This is a genomic window from Serratia sp. 506_PEND, assembly GCF_001076875.1.
GTDB classification, from domain to species: Bacteria; Pseudomonadota; Gammaproteobacteria; order Enterobacterales; family Enterobacteriaceae; genus Serratia; species Serratia marcescens.
This window is the reverse complement of sequence record NZ_JVEL01000468.1, coordinates 1-18,423: the sequence shown is the minus strand read 5'-3', so window position 1 is coordinate 18,423 and position 18,423 is coordinate 1. Positions and strand designations below refer to the sequence as shown.

Genomic DNA, 18,423 nt, shown 5'->3' with positions numbered 1-18,423 from the left:
TCACCGCGAAAAACGGGCGATTAACTCATTCACGGAAGACGCATAATCGAAGGTGCACCCTGAGGGTGGGCGGTGAAATGGCGCGGGGAGGAGGAATGCGCAGACGCGCGGCAATGGTCGGTGCCAACAGCGCCAGCAGCAGACCCAGCCCGAACAGCACGGTTTCGAACATTACCGGCGGCGCGGCCAGCAATGATTTGGCGCTCAGTTCACAAGGCGTCGGCTGCGCTTCGGCGGCGGCGTCGCTGGATTGCACGGCAGTGGCGGCCGGGATCCCCAGCGTTTGCTGCAGCGCATGCAGGCCCGCCATGCGCTGGGTCATGCACGTCAGCACCACCAGGCAAGCCAGGCATAAAAACCATTTTGCAATCCGCTGCCGTTTAACCATGCCATCCTCATGTTCAGATCTGGGGTTATCTTAGCGACGCAGACGCGTTTAGCAACGTTTTGTCGGTAAAGAAATGTCTGAGCGGCGGTATTGATGGCGGCGATTTACAGGTATCATAGACGGTAAGCCTGCGCTTTTCGCCGGGTACGATGACGATTCTCTCCTCCAGGCACACTGCGGGGATACACAGCGAAGGACTGGTGATATGCAACCTTTGAGTGGGCCGGGCACCCCAATCGCCGGCGAACGCCCCCCCTCCCCGGGCAAAACGGCGGCCACTGACGATCAACCCCTCTCTCCGGCGCAGCGCACGACGCTGGAAAAACTGATCGTGAAAATCATGACGCTCAGCCCGGCCAAATCGGCGGAGATCTGGGCGTCTCTGCGTCACGATCTCGGCGCCGACAAAGGCGGCGAACTGCTGGCGCGCCATTTTCAACCGGCGGAACAGCTGCTGCAAACGCGCCTGACGCAGGCGCAACAAAACCATGCCGGGCGCCAACTGCTGCAACAGCTGGCCGAATTGCTGCCGCAGGGCAATAACCGCCAGGCGGTCAGCGACTTTATTCGCCAGCAGTTCGGCCATACGGTGTTGAGCCAGCTGAGCCCACCGCAATTGCAGCAGGTGCTGAATCTGTTGCAGACCGGCGGCCTGACCATTCCCCAGCCGCAGCAAACCGCCACCAGCGATCGCCCGCTGCTGCCCGCAGAGCATCAAAGCCTGCAGCAGCAGATCACCAAACTCAGCGCCGCGACCGGCGAAGCGCCGGCTAAAATCTGGCAAACACTGTTCGATCTGGCGGGCGTGAAAACCAACGATCCGCTGCCGGCGCGCCACTTCCAGCTGCTGAACCAGTTTTTACAGGTGAAGGTGGCGCTCAGCCCGCAGAACGCGCCGACGCTGAACAACCTGCTGGCGGCGCTCAAACAGCCGGCGGATAAGCAAGAACTGCAGCAGATGAACGACTATTGCCAGGCGCGCTTCAACTGCGGCGCTAATGCGCCGCTGACGCACCCGCAAATGAGCGACGCCATTCATCAGCTGTTTGCCCGCCGTCTGGATAAAGCCGGCCAGACGCAGCCGATCGCCAGCCACCCTGTCGAACCGCAGCCGCTGCTCAACCCGCTGATCGCCGCTCTGCCTCTGCCGCTGCAAAAAGCGCTCAGCAAGCCGGCCGTGGCGCTGATCCTGCTGCTGTTGGCGTTGGCGGTCGTGCTGGCGCTGGTGTTTTAACGCCTCAGGCGCAGCCGCAGTCCTCAGCAGCCGCCCGATCGCGCAGCGATCCCGGCTGTTCTCCGATGGCCAATGGATGGCCATCGCGCAGCCAGAAGTCCAGCCCGCCGATCAATTCCTTCACCCTGAATCCCAGTTTCGCCAGCTTGTAAGCGCCTTTGGTGGATCCGTTGCAGCCAATGCCGTCGCAGTAGGTCACATACACCTTTTGACGATCCAGATGCGCCGTGCCGGCTTCATCCATCAGGCGATGCGGCAAGCTGAACGCGCCGGGAATATGCCCGGCGGCGTACAGCGCCTCCGCGCGGGTATCGATCACCACTATCCCGTCCACGCCATTGCGCAGATCTTCCGCCACATCCCAGGCATCCGCATAGCGGCTCAGTTTGGCCGCCAGGTAGGCCAAACTCTCTTCCGGCGACGCCGGCGGAAAAGCCAGCACCAATGATTCTTTCGACATATCACTTACTCCCGTGCATCAAGACAGATGACAATAGTGCCCCATTTTGGTCTTATGATTGATACCCATTATCCACAGATGATAAGACCCATTATGCGGCACACGCTGATCACGCTGTTTCAGCAATCGCCCCAGGCCGTCGGCACACTGCGCGATCGTTTGTGCGCGGCATTGCGGCAAGCCATCCACCACGGCGCATTGAGCATTGGGCAACGCCTGCCCTCCAGCCGAGTGCTGGCTGGGGATCTGAGCCTCTCAAGGGTGACCGTCGAAGCAGCCTACGGCCAGTTGGAGGCGGAAGGATATTTGCAGCGCCGCGTCGGCCAGGGCACCTTTGTGGCGATTACCATCGCCAAATCACCGCCGCCGGCAGCCGGCTCCGGCTTGCCGCGCCTTTCGCAGCGCGGCCAACAGATCGTGCAAACCGGCGGCTGCCGCGATCCGCAGCAGCCACAGGCGTTTGCCGCCGGCTCGCCGGATCTGCGCGCGTTTCCGCTGGCCTTGTGGAAGCAGCTGACCGCGCAGCGCCTGCGGCTACAGGGGGAAAGCCTGCTGCGCTACGGCGACCCGCAGGGCTATTTGCCGCTGCGTGAAGCGATTGCCGCCCACGTCAACCAAACGCGCGGCGTAATCTGCGATGCAAACCAGGTTATCGTGCTGACCAGTTCGCAGCAGGCGCTGCAGCTGATCGCCACGTTGCTGCTGGACAGCGGCGACAGCGTCTGGATGGAAGAACCGGGTTACGCCGGGGCGAGAAACGCCTTTATCAGCGCCGGCGCCGCCCTGACGCCGGTGGCGGTAGACGGCGACGGCCTGCGCGCTGAGCCCTCCTTGCCCGAGCCGCGTTTGATTTATCTGACGCCCTCGCACCAATACCCAACCGGCGCAGCGCTCAGCCTGGCGCGCCGATTGGCATTGCTGACGCTGGCGGAAAGACAGCAGGCCTGGATCATTGAGGACGATTACGACAGCGAGTTTCATTACGACGGCCTGCCGATACCGGCGATGCAGGGCCTGGATCGCCGTGGCCGGGTACTGTACCTCGGCACCTTCTCCAAATCGCTGTTCCCTTCGTTGCGGTTGGCGTACCTGATCGTACCGCCCACGCTGGTTGAAGCGTTCGTCACCGCGCGCACGGTGTATGACGGCCACAGCGCGCAGCTGATGCAGGCGGTCACCGCCGAATTCATCCGCCAGGGGCACTTCGCCGCGCATATCCGCTACATGCGCCAACTCTACCATAGCCGGCGCGATGTGTTGCTGGCGGCAGTGCACGAAAAACTCGGCCACTTCGCCACACCCGCTCCCGCCGCCGGCGGCCTGCAGCTCAGCGTCTGGCTGCCGCCCGGCCAGGAGGCGGCGCTCAGCCGGCAGGCGCGGCGGCTCGGCGTCCTTACACCCGGGTTAACTGCGCAATACCAAACGGTTCAGGCCCAGCGCGACGGATGGCTGCTGGGCTTTTCGGCCCTGACGCCGGGCGAGATCCGCAGCGCCGTCGAGCGGCTGGCGCGGATCGCCGCGGCTTAGCCCTGCCCCGGAGAGACGCCGGCCGGCTTATTGCTCGGTCAGGCGCATCTCCGCCACCAGCGGCAGGTGATCGCTTACCGCCGGCCAGTGCACGCCGTTCCAATCGCCGCTGGCGTTCGGCACCGTCAGGCTGTCCAGATGCCAACGCTGCGCATTGCCGCTAAAGATGTAATCCACCTTGATTTCGGCGTTTTCCGCCGGCCAGCTGCGGCCGTCCTGCCCGTTGGGCATGATATCGTTCCAATAGCGGCTCAGCTCCAGCCAGGTGACGCTGCCCGGCACGTCGTTCATGTCGCCGAACAGCAGTTTGATGCCGCGCACTTCTATGGTGCGATCGTTCAGCTCCCGTACCTGATCCAGACGCATCGTCGGATCTTCCTTGGTATCGAGGTGGGTGTTGAACAGGGTGATCGGCGTCGGGAACTCCGGCACATCGACCTTGGCGCTGAAGGCGATGCGCTGCTCGCGCTGGCCGGACGGCAACGGATAGATCACGGCGTCGTGCAGCGGATACTTCGAGAGAAACGCCAGGCCGTATTCACCGCCGTCGAAATCGATCGCCCGGCCGAACACCGCCTGCATGCCGGTCAGCTTCGCCAGTTCCGCCGCCTGATCGACCCGCCCGCTGCGGGCGGTGAGTTTATCCACCTCCTGCAGCGCCACCACGTCGACGTTCATCGCGCGAATCGCCTTGGCGATGGCGGTCATGTCGCTGACCTTGCCGGCGGCGATATTGAAGCTGGCGACGCGGATCTTCGGCGCCTGTTCCAGTTCGTAGGTTTTGTTCTTCAGGCCGCCCAACGCGCTGGCCACCTCGCGGCTGTTGGCGTTGCTGTTGGCGTGCCCGGTATCGGCAGACGACCAGGCGCTGTGAGAGATACCCAGGGACAGTAAGGTGATAAGCAGAGCGTGACCGGTGTGCATGAATTCTCCTTGAGGGACAGATAAGTGTTATGTGGGCGCATCCCGGCCCACAGCTAACACCGATTTTGCCGCAGAAACCTGCGACTATTTCCTAGTTGCACCGCTATTTTTCGTTTCTGCGCGATACTTCGCATTCTGGCGGTTTACGCATTGCACCGTTGGACAAACGGCTGATTTCGTTTTAAAACCGGTAGATTGCCAACCGCGAGGAGTTCCAATGACCAGCCCGATTGCCGAACAGCTTACCGAACGTTTCTTCCGCTATCTGGCGGTGACCAGCCAGAGTAACGCCGCCGCAGCCACCCTGCCCAGCACGCCGGGGCAGCATGAGATGGCGCAACTGTTGGCGGACGAGCTGAGCCGGCTCGGCCTGGCCGACGTGCAAATCGACGAGCACGCCACCGTGACCGCGCGCAAGCCCGGCACCCAACCCGGCGCGCCGCGCATCGGCTTCATCACGCATATCGACACCGTGGACGTTGGCCTCTCGCCCGAGATTCGCCCGCAGCGCCTGCGCTTCACCGGCGAAGATTTATGTCTGAACGCCGAGCAAGACATCTGGCTGCGGGTCGCCGAGCATCCGGAGATCCTGCCCTACCGGAACGAAGAGATCCTGTTCAGCGACGGCACCAGCGTGCTGGGTGCCGACAATAAGGCGGCGGTCACCGTGGTGATGACGCTGCTGGCCAACCTGACCGCGGCCGATCGCCACGGCGATATCGTGGTGGCGTTCGTGCCGGACGAAGAAATCGGCCTGCGCGGCGCCAAGGCGCTGGATCTGCAGCGCTTCCCCGTCGATTTCGCCTACACCATCGACTGCTGCGAACTGGGTGAAGTGGTATACGAGAATTTCAACGCGGCGGCGGCGGAGATCCGCATCGAGGGAGTGACCGCCCACCCGATGTCGGCGAAAAACGTGTTAATCAACCCAATACGCATCGCCAACGACATCATAAACCGATTCGACGTGCAGGATACCCCGGAGCACACCGAGGGGCGCGAGGGTTATTTCTGGTTCACCGATCTGGCCGCCAACGCCAATCAGGCGACGCTGAAGGTGTCGATTCGCGACTTCGATCGCGCGGCGTTCGAGACGCGCAAGGCCCGCCTTGAGGAGACGGTGCGCCAGGTGGCGGCCAACTATCCGCGCGCCAACGTCAGCTGCAGCGTCAGCGACATCTACAGCAACATCAGCAACGCCATCGGCGAGGACCGGCGCGCTATCGATCTGATCTTCGGCGCCCTCGCCGCCCACGGCATCCCGCCGAAGGTGATCCCGATGCGCGGCGGCACCGACGGCGCGGCGCTCTCCAGCCGCGGCATCCTGACGCCCAATTACTTCACCGGCGCGCATAACTTCCACTCGCGCTTCGAGTTTTTACCCGTCAGCGCCTTCGTGAAATCCTATCAGGTGACCCGCAGCATTTGCCTGCTGGCCGCGCGGCAAAGCGGCCAACCGGCTTAGCTCATCACCCAACCGAGCAACGCGGCCCATACCAACAACGGCAGCGAATAATAGTGGAAGCGCAACCAGATCATGCGCTCCCCCGCCATGCGCAGCGCAATCAGGTTGGCGAGCGATCCGATCGCCAATCCGAAGCCGCCGGCGTTGACCGCATAGGCCAGCTGAGCGCTGGAAGGCACATAGTTGAGCAACAGTATGGTGGCCGGCACGTTGCTGACGATCTGCGACAGCCCAACGCCCAACGCATACACGCCGCCCTCACTCAGCCCGGCGATGGCGGCGAACGCCGGCTGAAGCGGCGGCAAACGGGTAAACAGGCCGACATCGATGAACATGGCGGCGAACACGAAAATCAGGCTCCAGTCGATCTGCAACAGCACCCGGCGCGCCAGCAGCAAGAAACCGGCGAACACCGCCAACAGCCCATACAACGGCAGATCGAAATCGAGACTCAGCAGGAAAACCGCATACAGCCCTACGCAGCTCAGCAACAGCGGCCGCTGGTAGGGATACCCCTCGGTATTCGGCGCTTTCACAATGTCGCGCGCCGGGAAGCTTAACCAGGTCAGCGCCAGCAAGCTCAACATCATTGCGGCGCCAAACGGCGCCATCTGGCCGATGAAACCGAGGAAAGAGAGGCCGGAGCGGCTCCACAGCAGGATATTTTGCGGGTTGCCGATCGGCGTCAGCAACGAACCGGCGTTCACCGCCAGCGCCTGGAAGATGATCAAGCGGCCAACCGGCAGCGCCGACAGCTTTTTCAGCGTGATGGTGAGCGGAATGACGATAAACAGCGCCACATCGTTGGTAAGAAACGACGACAGCAGCGCGGCGGAAAACACCAGGAACAGCGCCAGCCGCCGTTCGCTGAGCAAGCGATTGATAATCTTGCGACCGACAAAATCGAAGTAGCCGCTGACCTCCACGCCTTTGGTCAGCAGCATCAGCCCCAACAGGGTGATGAGGGTACGGCCGTCGATGAAACCACCCAGCGCTTTCAGCGGTTGCGGATGAAAAGTGAACATCGCCACGCCGGCCAGCAACAATGCATGCAAGAAGCGATCTTTGATAAAGGGGTGGATAAGCCGAGAAATGGCGGTTGAACTCATGGTGGCTGCGTGAACCTCACCGAAAAGAATGGGCAGACGTTAGCTCAGACGCGGTTTCAGCGCCAGCAAAATGCTATTTTACCTTTATCCGCTTTTCATTTGCCGCGCTTTACTTTATTTGTAGCGGCTTTCTCGTTTTCAAAGGACATGTTATGGCTTCCCTGTTCGCCAAAGGGGCGTTGCTGAGCGCCTTATGCGCCCTGCTCGCCGCCTGCGACGATGCCTCCTCCCGCCCGCAAATCGATATCGACGGCAAGACCATGGGCACCTTCTACAGCGTTAAGGTCAGCGGTGACGTCGCGATCGGCAAACAAGAGCTGCAGCGGCAGATCGACACGGTGCTCGAACGGGCCAACGACGATATCTCTACCTACCGCGCCGATTCAGTGCTGTCGCGGTTTAACCGCAGCGCCAGCCTCGGGCCGCAGCCGATCCCACGCGGCATGGCGGACATCGTGCTGATGGCTCAACGCATCGGCCGCGATACCGGCGGCGCCATGGATATCACCGTCGGCCCGCTGGTGAACCTGTGGGGATTCGGCCCAGACAAACATCCGGTCAAGGTGCCGGAACAGGCGCAGATCGACGCGGCGAAGCAGCGCACCGGCCTGCAGCACCTGAAGCTGATCAGCGACAACCGCGGGGAGTGGCTGCAAAAAGATCTGCCGGACATGTATGTCGATCTCTCGACGCTGGGCGAAGGCTATGGCGCGGATGAGTTGGTGCGCCTGATGAACCGCAACGGCATTACCAACTACCTGGTATCGGTCGGCGGCGCGGTCTCTTCGCGCGGCGTCAACGGCCAGGGCAAACCCTGGCGGGTGGCGATCCAAAAGCCGACCGATCGTGAAAATGCGGTGCAGGCGCTGGTTGATCTGCACGGTTACGGCATCAGCACCGCCGGCAGCTACCGCAACTACTTTGAACAAAACGGCCAGCGCTACTCCCATGTCATCGATCCGATCACCGGCACGCCGATCAACCACCGGCTGGTTTCCGCCACGGTGATCGCCCCGACCGCGCTCGAGGCCGACGGCTGGGATACCGGTCTGATGGTGCTGGGCACGGAGAAAGCGTTGCAGCTCGCGGAAGAGAAAGGGCTGGCGGTCTACCTGATCAGTAAAACCGACGACGGTTTCAGCGCCGTGATGACGCCGCAGTTCAAAGCGTTTTTGGTGCAGTGAGATAAAAAAAGCCCGGCACGCAATGGCCGGGCTTAGTCCTGTTCCGCGCCGATCACTTGGTCAGCGCGATGATGCCGAGGGTCAGACCGGCAACCGCCGCCGCGCCGCCGGCGATCGCGCCCGCGGTTTCCCAGTTATCCTGAGTGGTGCCCTTCATGCAGGTGTTGGTGTGCACCAGACGCCCCTGGTCATCGTAGACCGGCACGCAGGGAGAATCGGTGGCGCATCCGGCCAACACGGCCGACAGTAACCCAACCGCAATTAACTTTTTCATACTTCTTGCCTCAATGTTCGATCACTTTATAAAGCTACGCCGAGCGATAATCACGCTACCAGGCTATTGTATGCCCAACGCGTGTAATGGCGAGGTAATGATGTGTCAGGGGATGTGATTTGGGAAAACTCCGAGCGCCCGGCAAGTGGGCTTTGAGCAATAAAAAGCCCGCGAAAACGCGGGCTTGATGGCGAGGTGAGGCTCAGGCGGGATTATTTCGCCAGTTTGCGCATCACCAGGGTGGCGTTGGTGCCGCCGAAGCCGAAGCTGTTGGACATCACGGTGGTCAGCTCGCGCTGAGTCGGCTGAGTCACGATGTTCATGCCGACCGCCTGCTCATCCAGCGTTTCGATGTTGATGCTCGGCGCGATAAAGCCGTGCTCCAACATCAACAGGCTGTAGATCGCTTCCTGCACGCCCGCGGCGCCCAGCGAGTGACCGGTCATCGCCTTGGTGGAGGAGATAGCCGGGGTATTGTCGCCGAACACTTCGCGAATGGCGCCCAGTTCTTTCACGTCGCCCACCGGTGTGGAGGTGCCGTGCACGTTGATGTAGTCGATCGGCGCGTCCAGATCCTGCATCGCCATCTTCATGCAGCGCACTGCGCCTTCGCCCGAAGGCGCAACCATGTCGGCGCCGTCGGAAGTCGCGCCGTAGCCGACGATTTCTGCGTAGATATGTGCACCGCGCGCCAGCGCGTGCTCCAGTTCTTCAACCACCACCATGCCGCCGCCGCCGGCGATGACGAAACCGTCACGATCGGCGTCGTAGGTGCGGGAGGCTTTTTCCGGCGTGTCGTTGTACTTGGTGGACAGCGCGCCCATCGCATCGAACTCGCAGGCCATTTCCCAGCACAGCTCTTCGCCGCCGCCGGCGAACACGATGTCCTGTTTGCCCAGCTGGATTTGCTCAACCGCGTTGCCGATGCAGTGTGCGGAGGTCGCGCAAGCGGAGCTGATGGAGTAGTTCACGCCGTGGATTTTGAATGGCGTCGCCAGGCAGGCGGAAACGCCGGAAGCCATGGCTTTGGTGACCACGTACGGGCCAACCGCTTTCAAGCCGCGCGGGCTGCGCATCGCATCGGCGCCGAACACCTGGAAACGCGGAGAACCGCCGCCGGAACCGGCGATCAGGCCTACGCGCGGGTTGTTTTGATACTCTTCTTCCTTCAAACCGGAAGACGCGATCGCTTCTTGCATCGCCAGGAAGGCATAAATGGAAGCATCGCTCATGAAACGCACCGCCTTGCGGTCGATCAGGCCGGTCGTGTCGAGCTTAACTTGCCCCCATACGTGACTACGCATGCCGGAATCTTTCAGTTCCTGGGAGAAAGTGATCCCAGAACGTCCTTCCTGCAGGCTCGCCAGGACCTCCTGCTGGTTATTACCAATGCTGGAGACAACTCCCAGGCCAGTAATCACTGCACGTTTCATTCAATACCTCTTCCACTATTTACCTACGGGATTTTGCATCGCACTTTAGCGTACAGATGTAAGCCGAACAAGTCCGATCAGCGTTTTTCAGCTTTATTGTTGTCCAGTTTGCGCCGGGGCGCCAGCGCCGTTAGAATTCGCGGCATCCCTTGAATTTCGAGCCATTGACCGTGAACCACGCCCCCATCCAAACCGCAACGCTAACCTGGAACGAACAGGGTACACCTGTTTCGAAACAGTTTGATGACGTCTATTTTTCCAATCAGGATGGGCTGGAAGAAACCCGTTATGTCTTCCTGCACGGCAATCGGCTGCCGCAGCGTTTCGCCGTCCACCCGCGCTCGCTGTTTGTCGTGGCGGAAACCGGGTTTGGCACCGGGCTCAATTTCCTCACGCTGTGGCAGGCCTTCGCCGGCTTTCGCCAGGCCGAGCCGGACGCAACGCTGCAGCGCCTGCACTTTATCAGCTTCGAAAAATTCCCCCTGCAGCAGGCTGACCTGGCGGCGGCGCATGCGCGCTGGCCGGAGCTGGCGCCTTACGCCGACGAACTGCGCGCCCAATGGCCGCTGCCGTTGCTGGGTTGCCATCGCCTGCTGTTAGCCGAAGGCCGCATTACGCTCGATCTGTGGTTCGGCGACGTCAACGATCTGCTGCCGCAGTTTGACGCCAGCATGAATAACCAGGTGGATGCCTGGTTCCTCGACGGCTTCGCGCCGGCAAAGAATCCCGACATGTGGACCGATCAACTGTTCGCCGCCATGGCGCGTTTCGCCCGGCCGGGAGGCAGCTTCGCCACCTTTACCGCCGCCGGCTTCGTGCGCCGCGGCTTGCAACAGGCCGGTTTTCAGGTCAACCGCTGCAAAGGCTTCGGCCAAAAGCGTGAGATGCTCGCCGGCGAGCTCCCGGCCGATGCGCAGCCCGCCGCACACCCAGCGCCCTGGTATCGACGCCCGGCGGCGGACAACACCGCCGACATCGCCCTGATCGGCGGCGGCGTCGCCAGCGCGCTCACTGCGCTGGCCTTGCTGCGGCGCGGCGCCACCGTCACGCTGTACTGCGCCGATGAACAGGCGGCCGAAGGCGCATCCGGCAACCGCCAGGGCGCGATTTATCCTTTGCTGAACGGCAGCGGCGACGCGCTGGAGAGTTTCTTCAGCGCCGCGTTTCCCTTCGCCCGCCGCCAATACGACGCCCTGTTGCAACAAGGCGTCGCCTTCGATCACCAGTGGTGCGGCGTCAGCCAGTTGGCCTATGACGAAAAGAGCAGCGCCAAGATCGCCAATATGCTGAAAACCGACTGGCCGCAGGCCTTGGCGATGGCGGCCGACCGCGAGACGCTCAGCGAACGCTGCGGCGTCGATACCGGCTTTGGCGGCATCACCTACCCGCTAGGCGGCTGGCTGTGCCCGGCCGAGCTGACGCGCGGCGCTATCGCGCTGGCGCAGCGCCAGGGCTTGGTCTGCCGCTACCGGCACGATGCAAAGATGCTGACGCAGGAAGAAAACGGCTGGCGCATCGATTTCGCCAACGGCGACTGCCGGCGCCATGCGACGGTGATCCTGGCCAACGGCCATCGGTTGGCCGAGCTGGCGCCGACGGAAGCCCTGCCGCTGTATTCGGTACGCGGGCAGGTGTCGCATATCCCGACCTCGCCGGCCCTCGGTCAACTGAAGCAGGTCTTGTGCTACGACGGCTACCTGACGCCGATTAATGCCAACAACGGCCAGCACTGCATTGGCGCCAGCTATCAGCGCGGCGACATCGCCACCGACTACCGCGAGCAGGAGCAACAGGAAAACCGCGAGCGCCTGCTGCGCTGCCTGCCGGAGCAGGCCTGGCCGCAGCAGGTGGACGTCAGCGCACGCCAGGCGCGCTGCGGCGTGCGCAGCGCCACCCGCGATCATCTGCCGATGGTCGGCGCGCTGCCGGACTATCAGGCCACGCTGACGCAGTATCAGGATTTGCAGCGGCAAAATCAGCGCGGCGAAACCGTCGCCGATGCGCCGGTCTATCCCGGCCTGTTCGCTATCGGCGGATTAGGCTCGCGCGGGCTGAGCTCGGCGCCGCTGGCGGCGGAAATTTTGGCGGCGCAGCTGTTCGGCGAGCCGTTGCCGGGCGATATGCGCCTGCTGGCGGCGTTGAATCCGAATCGGATGTGGGTGCGGAAATTACTGAAGGGACGTGCGGTTTAATCAACCCGGAGGGGCGCGGCGATCGCGCCCCGGCATGGCGGTCAGGCGGCAGGGGTGGCAGCCTGATAGAGGTTTTCCCACATGCCGCGCACCAGGAGCTGATCCGGCGGCGAAAGTTCACCGGCGGCGATCGCCTTGTGCAGGCTCTCCTCCACCCGCGCTTTCAGCGCTTCAGCGGTGTGTTCGCCCTGCTCTTCCGCTTCGGCCACCGCCAGCGTCAGATGACCGCGCAGGTAGCCACCGGCAAACAGTTCATCATCGCTGGCGTGCTCTACCATGTCATCAATCAGCGCCAAAATGCGCGCTTCAAATTCTGCGATCATCAAATTTCCTCATTAAATAACGGACTGTGGCGTCAGTTGAGATCTTCCGGGTACGGAAAATGCTCGGCTGCCAACGGTGGCGTATTGTAGAACGATTGCAGCGCCTGAATAAAGCGCGCAGGCCTTGTGGGTATTCCCTGCTCCAGCAGCGTCAATACCCGGTCGCGCACCTTGCGTTGGAACGCAATGCGATCCGGCTCGCAGTCGCCATTCAGGTTGTCGCAGCTGACGTTAAACGGGAAACCGGCCGCCACGCAGAACATCCATTCCAGCGCCTGCGGTTTTATCTCCACGGCTTCGAATTCGCTCTGGGTCTGCGCGTCGCGCCCGTCCGGGCAATACCAATAACCGAAGTCCACCAATTGACGGCGCGCTTCACCGGCGATGCACCAGTGCGAGATTTCGTGCAGGCCGCTGGCGTAGAAACCGTGGGCGAACACGATGCGGTGATACGGCAGTTCATCGTCGGCCGGCAGGTAAATGGGTTCGTCGTCGCCCTTCACCAGGCGAGTGTTGTAGTCATCGCTGAAGCAGCGATTGAAGATCTCGATCAGCTGTTCATAGCGATGACGGGTCTGCGTGTCTGACATAAAAACTCTATAACCACAAAAATAAAGAGGCCATTATACCCGATAAGACAGGGCGCGTAAGCAGCGCCCCCTTTTCATCTTTAACCGTGCATCAAGGCGGTCAACCACTGCTGAATTTCCGCGCCGTGATTGTCGTACAGCAGCTTGAGGCTCATCACCAGCGAGACGATCACGATCATCGGCCGAATCAATTTCTGGCCGCGGGTCAGCACCATGTGCGCGCCCAAACGCGCCCCCAGCACCTGCCCCACCAACATCACCAGACCGATGCTCCACACCACCTTGCCGCCGATGATGAATAGCGCCAGCCCGCCGACGTTGGAGGTAAAGTTCAGCACCTTGGCGTGCGCCGTGGACTTGGCGAGGTTGAAACCGCACAGCGTCACGTAGGCCAGCGCGTAGAATGACCCGGCGCCGGGGCCGAAAAAGCCGTCGTAAAACCCGACGCAACCGCCGGCCACCAGCCCGAACGGCAAGGCACCAAGGCGGCGTTGACGATCTTCCTCCCCCAGTCGCGGCATCAACAAGAAATAGAGACCGATGCCGATCACCAGCAGCGGCAACATCTGCCGCAGCAAATCGGCGCGCATATGCTGCACCAAAATGGCGCCGGCGATCGAGCCGATCAGCGTCAGAAAAATCGTCAGCTTCTGGTCGTTGAGATTCACCGCTCGCCGACGAATGAAGTACAGACTGGCGGAGAAGGAGCCGCCGACCGACTGCAACTTATTGGTCGCCAGCGCCTGCGCCGGAGGAACCCCCACTGCCAGCAAGGCCGGCACCGTCAGTAATCCGCCGCCGCCGGCGATGGAGTCGATAAACCCCGCCAGCAGCGCTACCGCAAACAACACCCCGAGCATCTCGGGGCCAATGACGAACCAGTCCATGTGTTATTCCGCTGAGAAATGGTGATCCAGCAATGCCTGACAGGTCGGCGGTAACGGCGGCGGCACGGGTTTGCCCGGCTTCGCGTTCGGCTGATGCGGTACGAACCAGCTCGCCAGTTCGGCGCCGCAGCCGTCGCCCGGCGGCGGCGTATCCTGCTCCTGGCACTCCAGGCTGCCAGCCGGACAACGCAGGCGCACGTGCATGTGCGCACGGTGGCCGAACCACGGCCGCACCTTGTGCAACCAGGCTCGATCGGCGCCGGCGTCCAGGCACAGGCGCTGCTTGATCGCCGGATTGACGAAGATGCGCGTCACCTCCGCATCCTGTGCCGCCAGCTTAATCAGCGACTCAATTTGCGGTTGCCATTGGCGCGCCACCACCTGCTTGCCGTCGCCCGACACCAGGTCGATCGGCTGCGGCTTCAGCAATTGCTGCGCGCTCCAGCGTTGGCGCGGCAACTGCAGCCAGATGTCAACATCGAGCCCCGACTGGTGGCTGGCGTGGCCGCTGCTGAAGCGCCCGCCGGCCGGCATCGCCATGTCGCCGATCAGCACCGTGCCCAGCGCTTTCTGATTCGCCTGGCTGCTGAGACGCTGAATGAACGCCAGCAGATCCGGGTGGCCGAAATAGCGGCGCTGGTCGGTACGCATCACCTGGTAGTTCGGTGAGTTCAGCGGCAGCGGCTGCGCGCCGATGACGCAACCGTTGGCGAAACCGCCCACCGCCTGCGGCGCGCCGGCCACCGGATGGTCGATTTTCTGCCACGGCGTCAGCGCCATGGCGGAAGCGGAGGCCGTCAGGGCCAGCAGGCCCAACATCCAGTTTTTCATGGCGATTACCAGCGCGGCACGTCGGAAACCACATCACCGTTTTGCGCACGCTGGCGCAGCAGGTGATCCATCAACACGATCGCCATCATCGCTTCGGCGATCGGCACGGCGCGGATGCCCACGCACGGATCGTGGCGACCGCGGGTCACCATTTCCACCGCTTCGCCCTGGCGATTGATGGTGCGCCCCGGCACCATGATGCTGGAGGTCGGTTTCAGCGCCAGATGCGCGATCACCGGTTGGCCGCTGCTGATGCCGCCGAGAATGCCGCCGGCATGGTTGCTCTGGAAGCCTTCCGGGGTGATTTCATCGCGGTTTTCGCTGCCGCGTTTGGTCACCACGGCGAACCCGTCGCCGATCTCCACGCCTTTCACCGCGTTGATGCTCATCAGCGCATGCGCCAGATCGGCGTCGAGGCGGTCAAACACCGGCTCACCCAAGCCAACCGGCACGTTTTCAGCGATCACGCTGACCTTGGCGCCGATGGAGTCGCCCTCTTTTTTCAGCGCGCGCATCAGTTCGTCCAGCGCTTCCAGCTTGTCCGGATCCGGGCAGAAGAACGGGTTCTGCTCGACCTGATCCCAGTCTTTCAGCTCACAGGTCACGTCGCCGATCTGCGCCAGATAGCCGCGCACCTGCACGCCGAACTTCTGCTGCAGGTATTTCTTGGCGATAGCGCCCGCCGCGACGCGCATGGCGGTTTCACGCGCCGAAGAGCGGCCGCCGCCGCGATAGTCGCGCAGACCGTATTTCTGTTCGTAGGTGTAGTCGGCATGCCCCGGACGGAACACGTCTTTGATGGCGCTGTAGTCTTGCGAGCGCTGATCGGTGTTTTCAATGATCAGACCGATGCTGGTGCCGGTGGTCACGCCTTCGAATACGCCGGAGAGAATGCGCACCTGATCCGGTTCGCGACGCTGGGTGGTGTAACGCGAGGTGCCCGGACGACGGCGGTCCAGATCGTGTTGCAAATCGGCTTCGGTAAGCGGGATGCCTGGCGGCACGCCGTCGACGATACAACCCAGCGCCACCCCGTGAGATTCACCGAAGGTGGTGACGCGGAAAATCTGCCCAATACTGTTTCCTGCCATCACGGCTCCTTACCGTTAGTCTTTTATCGTTATGAGGCCCGCCATACGGGCCTTGGAAATGCGGCTTAGCTGCGATAGAGGCTGAAGTGTTCCTTGCAATCCACCAGTTGCTGCTTGGTCAGCATGAACACGCCGTCGCCGCCGTTTTCGAACTCCAGCCAGGTGAACGGAATGTCCGGATATTGTTCCATCAGATGTACCATGCTGTTGCCCACTTCACAAATCAGCACGCCGTCGTCGGTCAGGTAGTCCGGCGCGCAGGCCAGGATGCGGCGCACCAGCTTCAGGCCGTCGCTGCCCGCCGCCAGGCCCAGTTCCGGCTCAAAGCGGAACTCCTGCGGCAGATCCGACATGTCTTCCGCATCGACGTACGGCGGGTTGGTGACGATCAGATCGTACTGGATCGCGGGAACGTCGCGGAACAGATCGGAACGGATCGGGATCACCTGATGTTCGACGCCGTGCGCCTGAATATTGCGCTCGGTTACCGCCAGCACTTCGCTGGAGATGTCCACCGCGTCCACTTCCGCTTCCGGGAAAGCGTAGCCGCAGGCGATGGCGATGCAGCCGCTGCCGGTGCACATGTCGAGGATATGGCGCGGCGGGTGCGGGATCAGCGCGCTGAAACGATCGTTGATCAGCTCGCCGATCGGCGAACGCGGCACCAGCACGCGCTCGTCGACGTAGAATTCCATGCCGCAGAACCAGGCCTTGTTGGTCAGGTAAGCGACCGGGATGCGTTCGTTGACGCGGCGGATCACGCGCTCAACGATGCGATGGCGCTCGCTGGAAGTCAGACGGGCGGTGTGCATGTCCTCCGGAATGTCCAACGGCAGGAACAGGCTTGGCAGCACCAATTGCACCGCTTCGTCCCACGGATTATCGGTTCCGTGACCATAATAGATATTGGCGGCGTTGAAGCGGCTTACCGTCCAGCGCAGCATATCTTGAATGGTGTGCAGTTCGTTCACTGCTTCGTCGACGAAAATTTTGTCCAATTTGCCCTCCGGCAGGCGCTGTGTTTCATGATTTAGCCGCATAGTTTGCCATGAAGCCCGCGACAAATCACGCTTGCCCCTCGCGCTTTTCACTCTGGCCCGAGTTTTGCGTCGACAGCGCTCATTCACAAGGTAAACTAGCGAAATAAACGATTTCCGGTGAATGAAGCATGAAGAACAAGCCCCCTCTGAGCAAAGACGAACAACAGCTCTTCAGAGAGTCGGTGGCGGGCGCGAAAAAGCTGCGCCAGGACACCATCGTCCACCGCCCGCCGAAGCCCAAGGTCAAACAGATTGCGCCGCAGCGATTGCTGCAGGAGCAGGTCGATGCCAGCTATTATTTTTCAGATGAATACCAGCCGCAACTGGAAGAGGAAGGCCCGACGCGCTACGTGCGCCCCGGCAGCAGCCCGTATGAGCTGAAGAAGCTGCGACGCGGCGATTATTCGCCGGAACTGTTTCTTGATTTGCACGGCCTGACCCAGCTGCAGGCCAAGCAGGAGCTGGGGGCGCTGATCGCCGCCTGCAAACGCGAGCACGTGCACTGCGCCTGCGTGATGCACGGGCACGGCAAGCACATCCTCAAACAGCAAACGCCGCTGTGGCTGGCGCAGCATCCCGACGTGCTGGCGTTCCATCAGGCGCCGAAGGAATGGGGCGGCAACGCCGCCATCCTGCTGTTGGTGGAACTGGCCGAGTAGTTCCTGCAAAAACGACTCAGGGCGATGTCAGACATCGCCCTGAGTTTATTCCGCACCGCATCCGCGGTTCACACTTTGGCCATCACCTGCGACGGGCTGACCTGCCATTCAAACTTGCCGTAGCTGCCGTCGGCCGGCAGATCGACGTTGGCAATCGCCGAGGTCGCGAACATCGGCGGGCACTCGCCCGGGCACAGTTCAGCCACCAGATACCCCACCAGCGGCAGGTGCGACACGATCAGCACCGAGCTCACCCCTTGCATCGCCAGCGCCTGAAGATAGCTGCCGACCTGTTCGGCGTTGCCGCCCGGCGTCAGCTCGGGCAGCACTTCTTCGCCCTCCGGCAGCGTCAAGGCTTCACGCACCGTCGCCAGCGTCTGTTCGGCCCGCAGATAGGGGCTGACCAGCACGCGTTCAATATCCACAGACTTGGTGTTCAACCAGGCCGCCATCTGACGGGACTCGTCGCGGCCGCACAGGGTAAGGGGCCTTACCGCATCGCTGGCTGCCTCGAGCGCCGCCTCTCCGTGACGCATAATCAAAACTTGCATATTGCACCGCTGTTGTTGACAAAGTAACGCTATACAGAAACGCCGTGCGTGCTGTACCGCCGAGTTTTCCAACCCAAAGCCAAAGCTTTAAAACGATAACGCGCCGTCTCTTTATGGCGGCCGGGCATTTTGCCTGAAAGTTTGCCTAAAGAAAATGCTGTTTTTTACAGCAACCCTCCCCGGGCAAACCTCGATTGCTCACAGAACAATCAATTCAACGGGTTAAATTTTAACCTTGCCGCCATGAAATTTATTGATGAC

Annotated in this window: 19 protein-coding genes; 6 read left to right on the top strand and 13 right to left on the bottom strand. The window is 61.9% G+C overall.

The window, feature by feature from the left end; translation table 11 throughout:
* Positions 1-25: 25 nt before the first annotated feature.
* Entirely contained in the window at positions 26-388 is a 363-nt protein-coding gene (locus ADK28_RS18960; protein ID WP_033639760.1) for a hypothetical protein, read from the bottom strand.
* Positions 389-593: 205 nt separating this feature from the next.
* Between ADK28_RS18960 and flk the strand changes: the two genes are divergently transcribed.
* Positions 594-1,622 carry a flagella biosynthesis regulator Flk gene (gene flk, locus ADK28_RS18955; RefSeq protein WP_033639759.1) on the top strand — a complete coding sequence of 343 codons (1,029 nt, stop codon included), beginning with the start codon at positions 594-596 and terminating at the stop codon, positions 1,620-1,622.
* A 4-nt stretch (positions 1,623-1,626) separates the two neighbouring features.
* On the opposite strand, the gene ADK28_RS18950 is transcribed toward flk, so the two are convergent.
* Complete coding sequence (locus tag ADK28_RS18950) at positions 1,627-2,082, bottom strand: rhodanese-like domain-containing protein (RefSeq protein WP_033639758.1); 456 nt, start codon at positions 2,080-2,082, stop codon at positions 1,627-1,629.
* Positions 2,083-2,175: 93 nt separating this feature from the next.
* Here ADK28_RS18950 and ADK28_RS18945 point away from each other — a divergent pair, with 93 nt between their 5' ends.
* Complete coding sequence (locus ADK28_RS18945; RefSeq protein WP_193392141.1) at positions 2,176-3,609, top strand: PLP-dependent aminotransferase family protein; 1,434 nt, start codon at positions 2,176-2,178, stop codon at positions 3,607-3,609.
* Between the two features lie 27 nt (positions 3,610-3,636).
* Here the strand turns inward: ADK28_RS18945 and ADK28_RS18940 are convergent, their stop codons facing one another.
* On the bottom strand, positions 3,637-4,533 hold the full coding sequence (locus tag ADK28_RS18940) for an endonuclease/exonuclease/phosphatase family protein (protein WP_016926861.1): 897 nt from the start codon (positions 4,531-4,533) through the stop codon (positions 3,637-3,639).
* 217 nt (positions 4,534-4,750) lie between these two features.
* Between ADK28_RS18940 and pepT the strand changes: the two genes are divergently transcribed.
* Entirely contained in the window at positions 4,751-5,998 is a 1,248-nt protein-coding gene (pepT, locus tag ADK28_RS18935; protein ID WP_048796382.1) for a peptidase T, read from the top strand.
* On the opposite strand, the gene ADK28_RS18930 is transcribed toward pepT, so the two are convergent.
* The gene (locus tag ADK28_RS18930; protein WP_048796381.1) at positions 5,995-7,107 is read right to left on the bottom strand and encodes an SLC13 family permease; all 1,113 of its coding nucleotides are present in this window, start codon (positions 7,105-7,107) and stop codon (positions 5,995-5,997) included. The genes pepT and ADK28_RS18930 overlap by 4 nt on opposite strands.
* A gap of 152 nt (positions 7,108-7,259) precedes the next feature.
* Here ADK28_RS18930 and apbE point away from each other — a divergent pair, with 152 nt between their 5' ends.
* Positions 7,260-8,291 (top strand): FAD:protein FMN transferase ApbE, encoded by a 1,032-nt coding sequence (apbE, locus tag ADK28_RS18925; RefSeq protein WP_033639753.1) that lies wholly within the window; start codon positions 7,260-7,262, stop codon positions 8,289-8,291.
* A gap of 52 nt (positions 8,292-8,343) precedes the next feature.
* Here the strand turns inward: apbE and ADK28_RS18920 are convergent, their stop codons facing one another.
* Together ADK28_RS18920 and fabB are read right to left on the bottom strand one after the other, a co-directional pair.
* Positions 8,344-8,565, bottom strand: coding sequence for a hypothetical protein (locus tag ADK28_RS18920; protein WP_004936201.1), 222 nt, complete (start codon positions 8,563-8,565; stop codon positions 8,344-8,346).
* 212 nt (positions 8,566-8,777) lie between these two features.
* Complete coding sequence (gene fabB, locus ADK28_RS18915; RefSeq protein ID WP_004936203.1) at positions 8,778-9,998, bottom strand: beta-ketoacyl-ACP synthase I; 1,221 nt, start codon at positions 9,996-9,998, stop codon at positions 8,778-8,780.
* A gap of 170 nt (positions 9,999-10,168) precedes the next feature.
* Between fabB and mnmC the strand changes: the two genes are divergently transcribed.
* Positions 10,169-12,190, top strand: a complete 2,022-nt coding sequence (gene mnmC / locus ADK28_RS18910) for a bifunctional tRNA (5-methylaminomethyl-2-thiouridine)(34)-methyltransferase MnmD/FAD-dependent 5-carboxymethylaminomethyl-2-thiouridine(34) oxidoreductase MnmC (RefSeq protein ID WP_048796393.1) — start codon at positions 10,169-10,171, stop codon at positions 12,188-12,190.
* Positions 12,191-12,231: 41 nt separating this feature from the next.
* On the opposite strand, the gene ADK28_RS18905 is transcribed toward mnmC, so the two are convergent.
* The 6 genes from ADK28_RS18905 to prmB all read right to left on the bottom strand — a co-directional run bounded on the left by ADK28_RS18905 (position 12,232) and on the right by prmB (position 16,910).
* A complete protein-coding gene (locus ADK28_RS18905; protein ID WP_048796380.1) occupies positions 12,232-12,513 on the bottom strand; it encodes a YfcL family protein in 282 nt (93 codons plus the stop codon).
* Positions 12,514-12,545: 32 nt separating this feature from the next.
* Positions 12,546-13,103, bottom strand: a complete 558-nt coding sequence (locus tag ADK28_RS18900) for an elongation factor P hydroxylase (protein WP_016926854.1) — start codon at positions 13,101-13,103, stop codon at positions 12,546-12,548.
* Positions 13,104-13,183: 80 nt separating this feature from the next.
* Positions 13,184-13,990, bottom strand: a complete 807-nt coding sequence (locus ADK28_RS18895; protein WP_016926853.1) for a sulfite exporter TauE/SafE family protein — start codon at positions 13,988-13,990, stop codon at positions 13,184-13,186.
* A gap of 3 nt (positions 13,991-13,993) precedes the next feature.
* Positions 13,994-14,821 (bottom strand): penicillin-insensitive murein endopeptidase, encoded by an 828-nt coding sequence (gene mepA / locus ADK28_RS18890; RefSeq protein WP_033639752.1) that lies wholly within the window; start codon positions 14,819-14,821, stop codon positions 13,994-13,996.
* A 5-nt stretch (positions 14,822-14,826) separates the two neighbouring features.
* A complete protein-coding gene (aroC, locus tag ADK28_RS18885) occupies positions 14,827-15,912 on the bottom strand; it encodes a chorismate synthase (protein WP_004936219.1) in 1,086 nt (361 codons plus the stop codon).
* Between the two features lie 65 nt (positions 15,913-15,977).
* A complete protein-coding gene (gene prmB / locus ADK28_RS18880) occupies positions 15,978-16,910 on the bottom strand; it encodes a 50S ribosomal protein L3 N(5)-glutamine methyltransferase (protein ID WP_028127753.1) in 933 nt (310 codons plus the stop codon).
* A gap of 170 nt (positions 16,911-17,080) precedes the next feature.
* On the opposite strand from prmB, the gene smrB reads away from it, so the two are divergent.
* Complete coding sequence (gene smrB, locus ADK28_RS18875) at positions 17,081-17,611, top strand: endonuclease SmrB (protein WP_004936226.1); 531 nt, start codon at positions 17,081-17,083, stop codon at positions 17,609-17,611.
* Positions 17,612-17,679: 68 nt separating this feature from the next.
* Here the strand turns inward: smrB and sixA are convergent, their stop codons facing one another.
* Complete coding sequence (gene sixA, locus ADK28_RS18870; protein ID WP_004936230.1) at positions 17,680-18,162, bottom strand: phosphohistidine phosphatase SixA; 483 nt, start codon at positions 18,160-18,162, stop codon at positions 17,680-17,682.
* Between the last annotated feature and the right edge of the window lie 261 nt (positions 18,163-18,423).